We start from the raw sequence: 15890 nt of genomic DNA on the forward strand, positions 1-15890 counted from the left end.
ATATTTTGTTAAACATAACTTTAAAATTTTAAGAAATTCTACTTTTAAGAACTAATTCAACTTTATTAAAATGAAAAAACTTTTCATATTACTACTCTTTTCTAGCTTAGTACATATTAGAGCTCAAGAGTATTTCCCCACAAATACGGGCGTTAAAACAACGAAAAGCGATGTAATAGCTTTTAAAAACGCAACAATATATGTAACTCCTGAGCAAGTTATAAAAAAAGGAACTTTACTTATAAAAAACGGTAAAGTATTACAAGTAGGTAAATCTGTTGATATACCGGCAGAAGCTGAAATTATTGATGTAAACGGAAAAACTATGTATCCGTCTTTTATAGATGTTTATGCTGATTTTGGTATTGGAAAGCCTAAACCAGTAGGTAATTCTGATAGAAGACCTCAATATGATGCCACTAGAAAAGGTTATTATTGGAATGATCATATCAGACCGGATACAGATGCTTTTACGGAGTTTACTTATGATAGTAAAAAAGCAAAAGAATTACTGGACTTAGGATTTGGAGTCGTGAATTCGCATGTAGATGATGGAATTATGCAAGGGAACGGTGTTTTGGTTGCTTTAAATTCCGGTAGTACGGATGCGTACAGAATTCTAAACAAGAAGTCGGCTAACTATTTATCATTTTCAAAAAGTAGAAAATCAAATCAGTCGTATCCTACCTCTCGTATGGGAGCTATGGCTTTGTTAAGACAAGTGTATTTAGATGCTAAATGGTATGAAGGTGGTAATGCTAAAAATACAGATTTAGCATTGGAAGCTTTAAATGAAAATAAAGGAATGCCGCAAATTTTTAGAGCGGGTGATTACCTTAATGATTTACGTGCCGATAAAATTGGAGACGAATTTGGAATTCAATACACCATAGTTGGAGGCGGAGATGAATATGAACGCATTCAAGATATAAAAAGCACAAATGCAACGTTTATTATTCCAATTAACTTTAGAAAAGCTTATGATGTAAGCAATATTGCTTTGGCAAATAAAATAGCTCTTAGTGATATGCGTAAATGGAATCAAGAACCTTCTAATCCAAGTGTGTTAGCTAAAAATAATATACCGTTTGCTTTAACTACACATCAATTAAAAACAGCCAAAGACTTTTCAGCTAACTTACAAAAAGCAATTTCTTATGGTTTAGATAAAAAAGCGGCATTAGAAGCGTTAACAACAATTCCTGCCAAAATTTTAAATTCAACAACTATCGGGAATTTAAAAGAAGGAAGTTATGCTAACTTTTTAATTACTTCCGGAGATATTTTTGATGCTAAAACTACATTGTATGAAAATTGGGTGCAAGGAGCTAAACATGAAATTAATCCGATAGATATAAAAGATATAACCGGAGAGTATACATTGTCTGTTAACGGAAATGTTTATGATATGACCATTACAGGAAAAGGAACTAAACAAGACGCTGCTGTTAAAAAGGGAGATAAAAAAATAAGTGCTAAGTTTTCTTTTAGTAATGATTGGGTTCAAATAACATTGAATGAAGACGGAGTTTTTACCAGATTATCAGGTAAGTTAGATACTTCTAATACAATGAATGGAAATGGTGTTGATACTCATGGAAATGATGTAACATGGCAAGCTTCTCAAAAAGAGAAAAAAGAAGAGAAGAAAAAAGAAGAAAAAAAATCGGATAAAGATTCTGATCCGGTAGTAGTTGCTACGAGTTTTCCTAATGTTGGTTTTGGAAACTATACAAAGCCAAAACAAGAAACTATTTTAATTAAAAACGCAACTGTTTGGACTTCTGAAAACCAAGAGGTTTTAACCAATACAGATGTGTTAATTTTCAACGGTAAAATAACGAAGATTGAAAAAAATATCAACTCAGGTAAAGCAACTGTAATAGACGGAACAGGTAAATATGTAACTGCCGGAATTATAGATGAACATTCACATATAGCAGCTTCAGCAATTAATGAATCAGGACATAATTCATCGGCTGAGGTTACTATTGAAGATGTTGTAAACCCTGATGATATTAATATTTACCGAAACATTGCCGGAGGAGTTACTTCAATTCAAATATTACACGGATCTGCAAACCCAATCGGTGGGCGCTCAGCTATTATCAAACTAAAGTGGGGAGAGAATGCTGATGGACTTATTTATAAGAATTCACCAAAATTTATCAAGTTTGCTTTAGGTGAAAACGTAAAACAATCTAATTGGGGAGATAATAACACTGTTCGTTTTCCACAAACCAGAATGGGAGTTGAGCAGGTGTATATAGATTATTTTCAAAGAGCAAAAGAGTACGATGCTTTAAAGAAAAGTGGAAAACCTTATCGTAAAGATATTGAGTTAGAAACATTGGCAGAAATTGTAAATAAAGAGCGTTTTATATCATGTCACTCGTATGTTCAGTCTGAAATTAACATGTTAATGAAAGTTGCTGAAAAGTTCAACTTTAACGTAAATACATTCACTCATATTTTAGAAGGTTATAAGGTAGCCGATAAAATGAAAGCACATGGCGTTGGAGGTTCTACTTTTTCAGATTGGTGGGCTTATAAATATGAAGTAAATGATGCAATACCTTACAATGCCGCTATTATGCATAATCAAGGAATTACAGTTGCCATTAACTCAGATGATGCGGAAATGTCTAGAAGATTAAATCAAGAAGCCGCTAAAACAATGAAATACGGAGGGCTAAGTGAACAAGATGCTTGGAGTATGGTAACTATTAATCCGGCTAAATTACTTCATTTAGATGATAGAACCGGAAGTATAAAAGAAGGAAAAGATGCAGATGTAGTTGTGTGGAGTGATAACCCTTTATCTATTTATGCAAAAGCAGAAAAAACAATTATAGACGGAGCTATTTATTTTGATATCAATAAAGATTTAGAAAAGCGTAAAGCTATAAAAGAAGAGCGTTCTAAGTTGATTAATATGATGTTAAAAGAAAAGGTAAAAGGAGCACAAACTCAGGCACCGGTTAAAAAAGTAAAAAGATTATTTCATTGTGATACAGAATAAGAATTTAAAGAGAGCATTCATGAAAAAAAATATTTTATATAGTTTATTATGTTTCTTATTCTTAGGAAATATAGTAGCACAGCAAACACCGGCACCTAAACAAACTGTTGGGTATTCAATAGAAGGCGCTACCGCTCATTTAGGAAACGGACAGGTAATAGAAAACTCATTAATAATGTTTTCCGGAGGTAAAATAACTTTCGTAGGAAGTGCAAATGTAAGAATAGCCAGAATAGGTACCGTTATTCATGCTAAAGGAAATCATGTATATCCGGGGTTTATAGCTGCTAATACCTCACTAGGATTGGCAGAAATTGATGCTGTAAGAGCTACAAGAGATGTTGATGAAGTAGGAGGTATGTTACCTCATATACGAAGTATTATTGCTTATAATGCAGAGAGTAGAGTGGTTGAAACCATGAGACCTAACGGAATATTAATGGGGCAGATTGCCCCAAGAGGCGGTACCATTTCAGGAACTTCTTCTGTTGTGCAATTTGATGCATGGAATTGGGAAGATGCTGTTGTAAAGGTTGATGATGCTATTCACTTAAATTGGCCTAATAATTTTAGCAGAGGTCGTTGGTGGTTAGGTGAAGATGGTGGATTAAAGCCTAATAAAGATTATGAAAAAAATGTAAATGAAATCAATGATTTTTTTAAAGATGCTAAAAGGTATTTAAAAGGGAATAAACAATCTGTTAACTTGCCTTTTGAAGCTTTAAAAGAAGTATTTGACGGAACCAAAAAGGTATTTGTACATGTTGACGGAGAAAATGGAATTACAGATGCAGTAACAATGTTTACTAAATTAGGAATTAAAAACATAGTTATTGTTGGTGGCCATGAAGCAGAAAAAGTTGCTGAGTTATTAAAGTCAAATGCCATTCCTGTAGTATTAGAAAGAGCACATCGTTTACCCTCAGGAGAAGATGAAGATTATGATCGCCCTTACCGCTCTGCCAAAATACTTTCTGATGCAGGTATATTAATAGGTTTAGGAATGGATGGTGAAATGGAACGTATGAATACAAGAAATCTTCCTTTTTATGCCGGAACCTATGCTGCTTACGGATTACCTAAAGAAAAAGCAGTACAATTAATTACACAGAATAATGCTAAAATTTTAGGAATAGATGAGATTGTAGGAACTCTTGAAGTAGGCAAAGATGCTACATTATTTATTTCTAAAGGAGATGCTCTTGATATGAGAGGAAATAGCATAATAGAAGCATTTATTCAAGGAAGAAAACTAAGCTTAGAAACGCATCAAACAACTTTGTGGAAGCGTTATTCAAATAAGTATACAAACTAATTTTTTAGTCTCCCCCCTCTTTTTAATGCGCCATTCTTTTTCAGAATGACGTTTTTTTATATCAGCGTAAAAAATAAACATATCTAAACAGCTTTTTATACTTTTAGCCCATGAAGTTTTATCAGAAAGAAATTCAATTACCGGAGTATAGAAGAGGGTATCATTTAATAACAGATTTATTACTAAATGCAATTCCTGAAATTAAAAACATACGAATTGGGCAGTTTCAAGCGTTTATAAAACATACTTCAGCTAGTTTAACAATTAATGAAAATGCTGATCCTACGGTTCGTGTAGATTTTGAAACGCATATAAACAAAATGATTCCGGAAAACATGCCTTATTATCAGCATAATTATGAAGGACCAGATGATATGCCGGCGCATTTAAAAAGTTCGTTATTAGGCTGTCAAGTTCAAATTCCTATTACAAAAGGAAGATTAAATCTAGGTACTTGGCAAGGAATTTACTTAGGAGAACACAGAACTTACGGAGGAAAAAGAAAAGTTGTACTCACTATTTTTGGCGAAGAGTAGAGATTTAATTAATATTGTTTATTTTTTTATTAGAATTTATGTTTTTTATGTTAAAAAAGAGGAATTGGTTAATTTTTTAACATTTGATTGCGTATTGTTTTTTGTGAAAGGTTTTTTATTAATTTTATAAGACTTAAACCCTTCAAAATCAACATTATGAAAAAAATCTACTTGTTTTTCATATCATTGCTGGTATGTCAAACTAATTTTTCACAAACAAAAAATCCTAATGATTTAGGTATCATTCAACAACATTTTAACGGATTAAAGAAGAAAGGAACAGACACTTCTCCAGACTATGCAGAGTGGAAAGTTTCCGGTACAGCTTCATCTCTTAAAAAAGGACTTACTCATTACTATCTGACACAGTATTACAATGATATTCCCATTGTAAATGGAATGTATAATCTATCTATATTAAACGGTAAGGTTAATTTTTCTAAAAATCAATTTGTAACCAATTTAACTTCAAAATCCGCTAATGCAAAATCGGTATCTGTAACAGAAGTTCAGGCAGTTAATGAAGTAATAAGAGCACATGCTTTGCCTTCTGCCGGAAAGCTGGTAAAACAGTTAAGAAATAAAAACGGTGATGCTATTTCTGAATATAATGATACCGGCATTACAGAAGGAAATGAACCCATTCTTGTTCAAAAAGTTTATTTACTCCATGAAGATGCATTAAAGCTTTGTTGGAATGTAAACTTATATGAAAAAGGAGGTAAAAACTGGTGGAATAGTTATGTAGATGCTTCTAGTAATAAGATTTTAGCAGAAGATAATTGGGTAATCTCATGCGACTTTGGCGTGTCTGAAAATGATAAAATTCACACACATACTACTCATGATGCCAATGAATATTTTCATTCAAATACTCCTTATTTAAAAAATTTGAGCATGTTGGCACCGGATTCATATAATGTATATGCTATGCCATTAATTAACCCTGATGACGGAGGAAGAACAGTAGTTACAAACCCTGCCAATACTACGGCGTCACCTTATGGGTGGCATGATACCAATGGAGCATCTGGAGCTGAATATACATATACAAGAGGAAATAATGTATGGGCTCAAGAAGATGCTAACGGTAATAACGGAACAGGAGCATCGCCGAACGGAGGTAGTGGATTAGATTTTAACTTTCCTGTAAATTTAAGTCAATCACCAAGTAATTATCAAGATGCTTCTACTACCAATTTGTTCTACTGGAATAACATAATGCATGATGTTTGGTATCAATATGGTTTTGATGAAGCTTCAGGAAATTTTCAGGAAAATAATTACGGAAAAGGAGGTTCAGGAAGTGATTCGGTAAATGCAGACTCGCAAGACGGTAGCGGAACTAACAACGCAAACTTTGCTACGCCAACAGATGGTAATAACCCTAGAATGCAAATGTTTTTATGGAACAGAACAACTCCGGGAAGAGATGGTTCATTTGATAATATGATTATAGCTCATGAATACGGACATGGTATTTCTACTCGTTTAGTAGGAGGTCCTAATACAAACGTGTTGGGAGGCTCTGAGCAAATGGGTGAAGGTTGGTCTGATTGGTTTGGTTTAATGCTAACCATGAAAGCCGGAGATCAAGGAACAGACGGAAGAGGAGTAGGAACGTATGTTTTAGGACAAAGCCTTAGCGGTGTTGGAATAAGACCTACGGTATATTCAACTAACAGAAGTTTAAATGATACAGACTATGCGGATATAGGCGGGTTGCGAGTGCCTCATGGAGTAGGATATGCGTTTGCTACTATTTTATGGGATATGACGTGGCTGATTATAGATCAGGAAGGTTTTGATCCTGATTTTTATAATGGAACCGGAGGAAATAATGTTGCCATGGCTTTGGTAATTGAAGGTTTGAAAAATACAGCGAGTAATCCGGGGTTTGTATCCGGTCGTGATGGAATTTTACAAGCAGATCAAGATTTATATGGAGGAAAATATAAGTGTTTAATTTGGAAAGCTTTTGCCGGAAGAGGTGTTGGACAAGGTGCTGTTGAAAATAATGATGGAGGTTCTAATACGAATTCTGATCAAACAGTTTCTTTTGTGAATCCTTGTGATGGTGGAAATCCTGATCCGGGATCTTGTGAAGGAGACGTAGCTTCATTCCCGTTTAATGAAAGTTTTGAAGCCGGATTGGGGTTATGGAAAGATGCAACAACAGGAGATGATTTAAACTTTACCAGAAACTCAGGAGGAACTCCATCTAGTGCTACAGGACCAAGTGCAGCCTCTGATGGTAGTTATTATGTATATGTTGAAGCATCGGGGTCTGGGTATCCAAGTAAAAGAGCTATTTTAAACTCGCCATGTTTAAACTTTAGCTCTTTAACAACCCCAACACTGTCATTTCAGTATCATATGTACGGTACCGCAATAGCCTCGTTAACTGTTGAAGCAAGAAAAGACAATACAGGAGAATGGACTTCAGTATTTAGTAAAACAGGAGATCAAGGAAATACTTGGAATGCTGCTACCGTAGATTTAAGTGCCTATGCAAGTGAAGCAAGTGTGCAGTTACGATTTAATGTGGTAACAGGTTCCGGAACCAGTGGTTGGCAAAGTGATATTGCCATTGATGCAGTTTCTATAGGAAACGGAGATGGAGGTAACCCCGGAGGTGATTGTGACGCAATTAATTTTAACAACTTTACAATTAATTCTTTCTCTAATCAAGATGCTAGCGGAAACTATTCAATAGGGGCTTCAGGAGCTTCATTAACGTTAACCAATAATACATGGAAGTACATAGCTATGAATTATACGGTAACAGCAAATACGGTTATAGAGTTTGATTTTAGCAGTACTTCTGAAGGAGAAATTCACGGAGTTGGTTTTGAAAATGATAATTCTTTAACCCCTGCAAGATACTTTAAAGTATATGGAACACAGAATTACGGAATTACCAATTTTGACAATTATGTAAGTGGTACAAAAAAATATATTATTCCGGTAGGTGATTCTTATACAGGTGCTGCAGACCGACTGGTATTTATTAATGATCATGATACCGGATCAGGAAATAATTCTACGTTCTCTAATGTTAAAATTTATGAAGGTTCATGTGGAGCTTCATCAGTTGTTGTTGAAAGTTTTGGAACCCGTGTTGATACATTGGGTGATCAAGATGAAGATGCATTTACTTCAGTAGAGGTTGTTCCAAATCCTGTTAAAAAAGGAAATAGGCTAACTGTAACCGGACCAAAAAGAAGCATGGAAAAAGCATCTTTTAAAATTGTAAACATGTTAGGACAAGTGATGGAACAAGGAACTTTACTAAATAACAGTGTTCCTACACATACATTAGAAATAGGTGTTTATATACTAACTATTGAAAATGCAAAGAGCAAAACGGTAAAACGATTTATTATAGACTAAAATTTAGGTGTTTAGAAATTTTAGTGTAAAACTACTGAATATTTAATATATTAATTTCAAGAGGGCGTCTACAGAGTAAGACGCTCTTTTTATGGGGATGGGGTAGAAGACTTATCATTTTCTATAGTACTCACTATAGATTTAAAGGGGAAAACTATCAAAATAGAAGCTTTGTTTTTGAGTTAAAAAATACTTGTTATTAGCACTTAGAAAAAAGATGCTTACCTTTTAACAAAAAGATGCTTATGTTTTGGGCAAAAGATGCTTACCTTTTTATAAAAAGATGCTTATGTTTTTTTAGCGGTTGTTAATGTTTTGATAATTAACTAATTGAAAAGTATAGGTTTTTAAGTGAAGGATTAACCGATTATCAAAGGATAAAGGTTAAGAATGATAAGCTTCAAAAAACTCATGGGTTAGTTTTTTAATATCTTCTTCGCTATATTTTCTGGAAAAATGAACAGGAATAGGATGTTTAACAGCACTTTCTTTCATAATAGTACCTGACATTTTTGCGAAACTATGATAGTTAAGTATTGCAAAATACTGATCTTCATTTTTATAAAAACTTTCAATTAATACGGTATTACATCCGTAAAAATGCTCTTTAATTTTTTGATGATTCTCAACTGAAGGAGCGTGGTCCATGATAATACCTAAAGAATCTCCTTTTTGAATATTGAGTAAATAGAATAAATCTTCAGCTTTATACTCTTCTTTATTAATTGTTATAATCGAATCATTTTTGCCGGAAATAAAAGCCTTTTTTAATTCCTTAATCCATGGGCCTCCGTTAAAATTACCGGAAGTTAAATTTATTTTAACAGTATCTTTCTCTGTAAACTGATAAGCTAAACTCGGAATTTTGTGATTCAGAAGAACACCTGTTACGATAAAATCACTTTCTTCAAATAAAATAGCAGAATTATACGTGTTTATTTTTTTTAATTCCCATAGAGGAGGTGTAAGCTCATACGTTATAATTTCAGTATCAGAAATCATTTCTCTAATTTCATAGGTAATAGATTCTTCATTAATAAGATTCCATGAATAGCTTTGAATTCTGGATTGAACTTGTTTTCCTATATTCTCAGGACCACAAATAATGACTCTTCTTTGAATTCCTATTTGATGACGTATAACAGCGTCAAAATTTACAAAATGATCAATATGCGTATGACTTATAAAAATAGCATTGCAATTTTGAATTTCTTTAATAGTTAGGTTGCTGGCATCTCCACATTCGCATAAGTAATTCCACGGATGATTATTTGCTTTAACCAAAATAGAAATGTCTTCATTATGCGTGTTTTTAATTTCAGAGGTAAACATATAAATGTGGAGTGTTAACTATTAATTTCTCTACCTAAAGAGTCTACTTTTTTTAATAAAGTAGGAATTCGAAATGCTCCGTCCATATGTTTTATATTTTCAGCAGCTTTGTCTAAATGAATCCCCATGCCGGTAATATATAAAGGTTTTTGACTGTTTCCTCTAAGAACAGCTTTTTTACACGTATTAATTTTAGCAAAATTATTTTTAGCAACTCCTATAATCGGAATTTTACCTTGTAATTCATGATATAAATAGCCACCTAATCCCAACTTTTCATGATCGTCAAGAACTACAAAGCCATCAATAATAATAGCTTTACAGTTGGTTGTGTCTATTTTTTTTAACAGACTTACAATACAAGGAAGTTCTCTTTTATAAAATTCACCGGAAACATATTCGCTAATACCGGTTACCGTTTCTTGATAAACAAAAGCTTCTGTTGGATCAGACCAATTTTCAAACTGCACACAAACAGTTTTAGCTTTGTCATCATAATAATAAGTGTCAAATGCAAGAATCATTTAAAAGCAGGTTCTCTAAAAGTAATATTTATTCGGCCGTTTTTATAGTTGTTGTTTTGAAGTAAGCTATGGGTATATCTTGATTGGCAATAAGCTCCCATAACCAACATACTTCCATTGGCTAACTCTATAGAATAATGGTCATCTGTTTCATTATTTTTAAAGCTAAACTCTCGTTTTTCACCAAGACTAATAGAAGGAAGAATAGTGTTAAATCCGGAGGTTTCCTGATCGTTATGATACGGGGCAAAATAATTACCGTTTGGATAGTATAAACACATGGCTAACTCAAATTCTTTCTGAAGAAAATTCTCAACTTTTTCTCGTAATTTTTTCATTTCTCCTGACCAAACATAGGATTTTCCATGAATTTCTTCCGGGTGACTGTTTTGTTGGATAAGTCTATCACTGGCAAAAATAATTTTAAAACTATCCGTTTTAATTAACTGACCACCTGCATATACTGTTAATTGCGATTCATGAATTTTATATTCATTAATCAATGTAGTATATAAATTTGAGGTTTCTTCTTCCGTTAAAAAATTCTCAAAATAATCAACAGTACAGTTTAAAGGTAATTTCATCTGTTTGCTATTATTATTGGTTTGGTTGTTATACTTTTTATTGATGTATTATTAAAAATAAAATTTATAAGCCTTGTTATTTAGGTATTCCAAAAATAATTAAAAGTAATACTAAGTAAGATGGGGAATCATTAATAATTTTAGGTGCTATTTTTTAATAGGTGTGTTAACGTTGACGGTACAGGAATAAAAACAGGGATGATTATTATATGTAAACAACTGTAAACTAAAAGCAAAAGCCCTTTCAAAAGAAAAGGCTTTTTAATAAAATATAGAAAAAGGATTATTCTTTTTTTACTATTATTTTTTTTACGATAACACCATCTATATTACTGTGTAGTATATATACACCATTTTTTCGATCGTTTAAGTTTAAAATATTTCTTTTCCCGGATTCTATCAAATTCCCATAGATATCATATGCGTTAATTTGAGCATTATCTAAAGATTGTTTAGAAGAAGAAAAACTTCTTTTATTTGAGCAAGGATCTTCAATAATACGTTGTACACTATAACTGTTTTTTTCTGTTAATTTAAAAGCTAACCTACTCTCACAAGGTTCAGGGGCTGGTGGGGTAACATCTCTATAAATTATTGTAGAACCACAGGCATTAGTTGCAGTAATTTTTATATGAACTCTCCAGCTGGTGCAGTTTCCGTTTCCTAAACCTTCAAAACCACTACCTCCAAAACTTCCATAGCATCCACCACTTCTTGAAATTACTTCCCATTTTGTTGAGGTAATTCCTTGCTCATAAATGTTAGTGTTATTATCACCAATTAATAATACTTTTACGTAGTTTGACCCAATAGGTTCTAATTGTGTGGTAATATTGGGTTTATTAACCCATATTTTTTTTGTTAATGTTCTTTGACCACATTCTAAGTTTCCAACGGTGGCTGTTAATATCACCTCACCTGTAGATGAACTGGTTTTTTTAGAAAGATTTATTGAATTATTAGATATAGTATAATTGACTAAATCTGCCCCTTTAGAAATACTCCAGTTAGGAGTAGCTCCACCGAATAAAGAATAGGTTTCCGAACTACATAAAACATTTTTACCTTGAATAGTGCTATCAGAACAAAATGCAGAGCAATCTGTTTTTTTTACAACATTAGAAAGCTCGGAAGCTAACCAGTTTCCGTTACGAGCGGTAAATTCTAAATGCCTTTCGTTGTTGTTATTAGGATTATTAGTCGCTTTAAATGCGGTAGTGAAATTTTGAAACGGAGTGTTTAAAGGAGAAACCGGAGGAAAAGCTCCTACATATGAAGTTTTAAAATCGTTATTAGAAGTTGCTGAAATACCTAAAGCACTAGGGGTAGGTACTATGGTAAATTTATCGTTAATTGATAATCCGTTTATATTAAGCTTTCCTATATAAGTACCAATATCTATAAAGCCACCTCCAAAATTATCGTAATGTTTGTTTATAAAGCTTGGTTGATTTATTTGTTTGTTAACTATGCTGGTAGTAACAGGAATTAGCCATAGTATTTTTTTAGTGTAGGTTATTTGAAAATGATGAATTTTATTTCCTCCGGTAGGGTATAATGCTCTGTCTTGAAGTATAACAGAAAACTTTGAGTTTCCGGGTAATAGCCCTAGTATTCCAACTTTAAAAAAATCATAATCTACTAAACTACCCGCTAAGGCACCACCAACAGGAATAACAATAAGGCTAGCTAAGTCTTGTAAAAAAGATAAGGATTTACTGTAATTGTAGTTTATTAAAAAATCCCCGGCATTAAAATTCTGTGTACTACCACATTCACTACCGTTACTCATGGCAATATTTCGAATACCGTTTTGGCTTGGATATCCTTTATTGTTAAGCTCATTATAAAAATTTGTATGGGTGGTATTATCTATAGCATAATTGTTGTTAGATCTATTTACCAACATTTGCCTTGTTGCGGGTTGGTCTAAAAGACTAAAGTACTTGTAAGCAGGATCTTGAAGTGTTGTAATTCTTATTAAAGTATATAAAGGAGCTTGTACTACTTGATTTCTTAAATTTCTGTACATATATTGTATAGAGAGTGGTATGTTAGCTCCTTGTTGGGGTGAGTCTTGCGAAACAAATAAACGTACTTGGTGTGTTAAATTACGTTGCTCCATGTCACGCAAGGCATACCTGCAAACTACACCACCCATGCTTTGCCCAATAATTACATTTTTTTCGGTACTGCCACTTAGCGCTTTTTGTTGGTTTACCCATTTTATAACCTCTTCAACCACTAAGGCATTACGTTGTATATAGTCCATACCATGGTGCCAATTTACATAGATTAAATCGTATTTCTGATCGTTTAGTTTTCGTGGGTCGCCTATTAAAAGAGTCCTTAAATTACTAGCTCCTTCTTCTACTGATGTTTTGAATTTATTAAAATCATCGGAACTATGTCTGGTTTCGGGGGATAAAAGGGTAGAAAAATCCCAGCCTTCTACTACAATTAGAGGTTTGGTAATTTTACATTCTTTATTTGCATAATCTACAAAAATACGAGCCTTTCCTGGTTGCCCTAAATAACTTTGAGAACTTTGTATATCAAAAAAACGAATACCGTTAGTTTCATTTAAATTACAAACGTCGTTACCTGCTGTGCTTTTTTGCAATACATTGGTTATTTTAAATGGAGCATTTACCCCGTTTTTTATGATAATTTTTGAGTGGCTGTACAATACTTGCCCGTTGGTAAGGGTAAGTTTGTATTTCCAAATTTTGTTTCCTTCTTGTGTGTAGTTAACAGAAACCAGTTGGTTGTAAGGAAGCAATCGGTAGCCTCTACCATCGGCAAAATCGGCCTCTATTTTTAAAATTTCAGTAGCACTGTTGGTGTACAATAGTGCTTGGGGCAGTTTTACTTGTAATTGTAGGCCGGTGTACACCTGTATAGGTGTAGTTAAGGCAAATGTTTTTAAGGTTTCATAAGGGTTTTGCCAAACACCGTTTACATATTTATCGTAAAACTTTCCGTTACTGTAGGTAAGTTTACCATTGTTGGTAGCGTTGCTTATAAAACGTCCGTAGGCAAAATACAAGCCAGCTAAAGCTATATGGGTATCTGTACGTTGGTTAAACCATTGTTCATCTAACACATCGGGTGCAACAAAACCGGAACTAACCTCAGTAATACGCCCCATTAGTAAGGTTTTGTATATTTCTTTTAAGCGTTGGGCACTCACATAATTTTGTGAGCTTAGTGTGCCGTTAAAGGCAGGAACATCGGTAAATTCCATAGCCATATCTAACAAAATACCTTTGGGTACCTTGCTTTTGTTTAATTGGCCAAACAGAGTATTCATTTGGTTGGCAAATGTGGTGTTAATTTCTTCTTGTGCGGTAGTTAGTGTTGTATATATAACAAACACTAACCAAAGTAATATTCTTTTCATATTTTTGTAGTTAAAGTTAAATAATGGTGAGAAAATTGTTTAGCTGTACTGAAAGATTGCCTACCTGGTAGGTGGTCTTTCTTTTGGTTTTTGTTTTTACATAAATTTATTTTTAAGGTGTATACTGCATATCAAAGCGTCCTTCTCTGATTTTTATAATTTTTCCATCGGTTATTCTTTCAGCATCAAACCAAAAAGTACCTGATATGATGGATTTAGTAGGGTCTAATTTGGTAATAGTAAGTTCTCCGGTTATAGTGTCCGTTGTGCCATAACCATATTGCCCTCCTAGGGTAAAATATGCATAAGCCGAATTTTCAGGAAGTTCTGCCTTTAATTGATAGGTTTGTCCTTCTGTGAATTCTAATTTATTTGTTCCTACAATTACTTGTCTTATTACATTTTGCTGGTCGTTGAAGAACCGGAGACCGAATTCATAAGCTCCGTCTAAAAATTGATAAAAACAAGTAGTAGAGGGTACCCCAAAAGGTTTTTTTTGGTGAGGTAAAAACACTTTACCATCTACCAAGCATCCAACGGTGTTTTCACCTGTTTGTGTAATGGGGGGCAGTTCTGTTTGCGGTTTAATAATATCGTCTTTACTGCAATTGGTAAAAGTTGCTACCAAAGCTAAAAGCACCAGTTTCTTTTTTAATAGGGTTGTTAATTTCATGGTTTTACGTTTTTGTTTTTTTATACGGTATACTGCATATCAAAGCGCCCTTCTCTGATTTTTATAATTTTTCCATCGGTTATTCTTTCAGCATCAAACCAAAAAGTACCTGATATAATCGATTTAGTAGGGTCTAATTTCGTAATAGTAAGTTCTCCGGTTATAGTGTCCGTTGTACTATAATTATATATCCCTCCTCCCTCAATTGACACATAAGCGTATGCTGAGCTTTTGTTTTTTTCATCTTTTAATTGATAGGTTTGACCTTCTATAAATTCCAATTTGTTGCCACCAATGAATATATTGCTAGATGGATTTTGTTTATTATTAAAAAAGCTCAGCCCGAATTCATAAGTTCCGTCTAAAAATTGATAATAACAAGTAGTAGAGGGTACCCCAAAAGGTTTTTTTTGGTAGGGTAAAAATACTTTACCATCTACTAAGCACCCAACGGTGTTTTCACCAGTTTGTGTAATGGGGGGCAGTTCTGTTTGCGGTTTAATAATATCGTCTTTACTGCAATTGGTAAAAGTTGCTACCAAAGCTAAAAGCACCAGTTTCTTTTTTAATAGGGTTGTTAATTTCATGTTTTTAGGTTTTTGTTTTTTTATACGGTATACTGCATATCAAAGCGTCCTTCTCTTATTTCTACGTTTTCTCCGTTAGAATTAACTGCATCAAACCAAAAAGTACCTGAGATAATGGCTTTATTCTGATCTAATTTATTGATAGTTAATTTTCCTTTTATTTCATTTGAGGTTCTGTAATCATATCCTGTTCCATTTTTATAAATCGTATATCTTCCAAAAGCATTATTCCCATCATCAAATACTAAGTTATATGACTTTCCTTCTTCAAAATTAATGTTGTGAGAAGCAATATTAATAGCTCTTAAATGTTCTTTTTTATTATTAGAAAAGCCTAAACTAAAATGCCATTGACCATTTACAAATTGATAAAAACAGGTTAATACAGGATTTCCCAGAGGATTACTACCTTTAGGTAAAAACACTTCACCATCTACCAAGCACCCAACGGTGTTTTCACCTGTTTGTGTAATGGGGGGTAGTTCTGTTTGCGGTTTAATAATATCGTCTTTGCTACAGTT

The 15890-nt window shown here is 33.3% G+C and carries 11 protein-coding genes; 4 read left to right on the forward strand and 7 right to left on the reverse strand.

Translation table 11 applies throughout. The features are described 5' to 3' along the window. Nucleotides 1–70 precede the first annotated feature (70 nt). From ACQY1Q_RS12445 to ACQY1Q_RS12460, 4 genes are all read left to right on the forward strand, one after another. A complete protein-coding gene (locus ACQY1Q_RS12445; RefSeq protein WP_431005646.1) occupies nt 71–3022 on the forward strand; it encodes an amidohydrolase family protein in 2952 nt (983 codons plus the stop codon). 19 nt (nt 3023–3041) lie between these two features. Next, entirely contained in the window at nt 3042–4337 is a 1296-nt protein-coding gene (locus ACQY1Q_RS12450) for an amidohydrolase family protein (protein ID WP_431005647.1), read from the forward strand. 110 nt (nt 4338–4447) lie between these two features. Beyond that, entirely contained in the window at nt 4448–4873 is a 426-nt protein-coding gene (locus ACQY1Q_RS12455; RefSeq protein ID WP_431005648.1) for a secondary thiamine-phosphate synthase enzyme YjbQ, read from the forward strand. Nucleotides 4874–5029: 156 nt separating this feature from the next. Next, nucleotides 5030–8266, forward strand: coding sequence for a M36 family metallopeptidase (locus ACQY1Q_RS12460; protein ID WP_431005649.1), 3237 nt, complete (start codon nt 5030–5032; stop codon nt 8264–8266). Nucleotides 8267–8650: 384 nt separating this feature from the next. On the opposite strand, the gene ACQY1Q_RS12465 is transcribed toward ACQY1Q_RS12460, so the two are convergent. The 7 genes from ACQY1Q_RS12465 to ACQY1Q_RS12495 form a co-directional block, all read right to left on the reverse strand. Further along, nucleotides 8651–9598 (reverse strand): peptidase, encoded by a 948-nt coding sequence (locus ACQY1Q_RS12465; RefSeq protein ID WP_431005650.1) that lies wholly within the window; start codon nt 9596–9598, stop codon nt 8651–8653. 14 nt (nt 9599–9612) lie between these two features. Continuing rightward, complete coding sequence (locus ACQY1Q_RS12470) at nt 9613–10122, reverse strand: endonuclease V (RefSeq protein WP_431005651.1); 510 nt, start codon at nt 10120–10122, stop codon at nt 9613–9615. Further along, entirely contained in the window at nt 10119–10706 is a 588-nt protein-coding gene (locus ACQY1Q_RS12475) for an alpha-ketoglutarate-dependent dioxygenase AlkB (RefSeq protein ID WP_431005652.1), read from the reverse strand. The genes ACQY1Q_RS12470 and ACQY1Q_RS12475 overlap by 4 nt, the downstream gene beginning before the upstream one ends. A 283-nt stretch (nt 10707–10989) precedes the next feature. Beyond that, nucleotides 10990–14109, reverse strand: a complete 3120-nt coding sequence (locus ACQY1Q_RS12480; RefSeq protein WP_431005653.1) for an esterase/lipase family protein — start codon at nt 14107–14109, stop codon at nt 10990–10992. Nucleotides 14110–14221: 112 nt separating this feature from the next. Further along, a complete protein-coding gene (locus ACQY1Q_RS12485; RefSeq protein ID WP_431005654.1) occupies nt 14222–14782 on the reverse strand; it encodes a DUF6252 family protein in 561 nt (186 codons plus the stop codon). A gap of 20 nt (nt 14783–14802) precedes the next feature. Beyond that, complete coding sequence (locus tag ACQY1Q_RS12490; protein ID WP_431005655.1) at nt 14803–15369, reverse strand: DUF6252 family protein; 567 nt, start codon at nt 15367–15369, stop codon at nt 14803–14805. 20 nt (nt 15370–15389) lie between these two features. After that, the coding region (locus tag ACQY1Q_RS12495; RefSeq protein WP_431005656.1) for a DUF6252 family protein at nt 15390–15890 on the reverse strand (501 nt) is incomplete at its 5' end.

It is taken from the genome of Tenacibaculum sp. TC6, assembly GCF_050606265.1.
GTDB lineage: Bacteria > Bacteroidota > Bacteroidia > Flavobacteriales > Flavobacteriaceae > Polaribacter.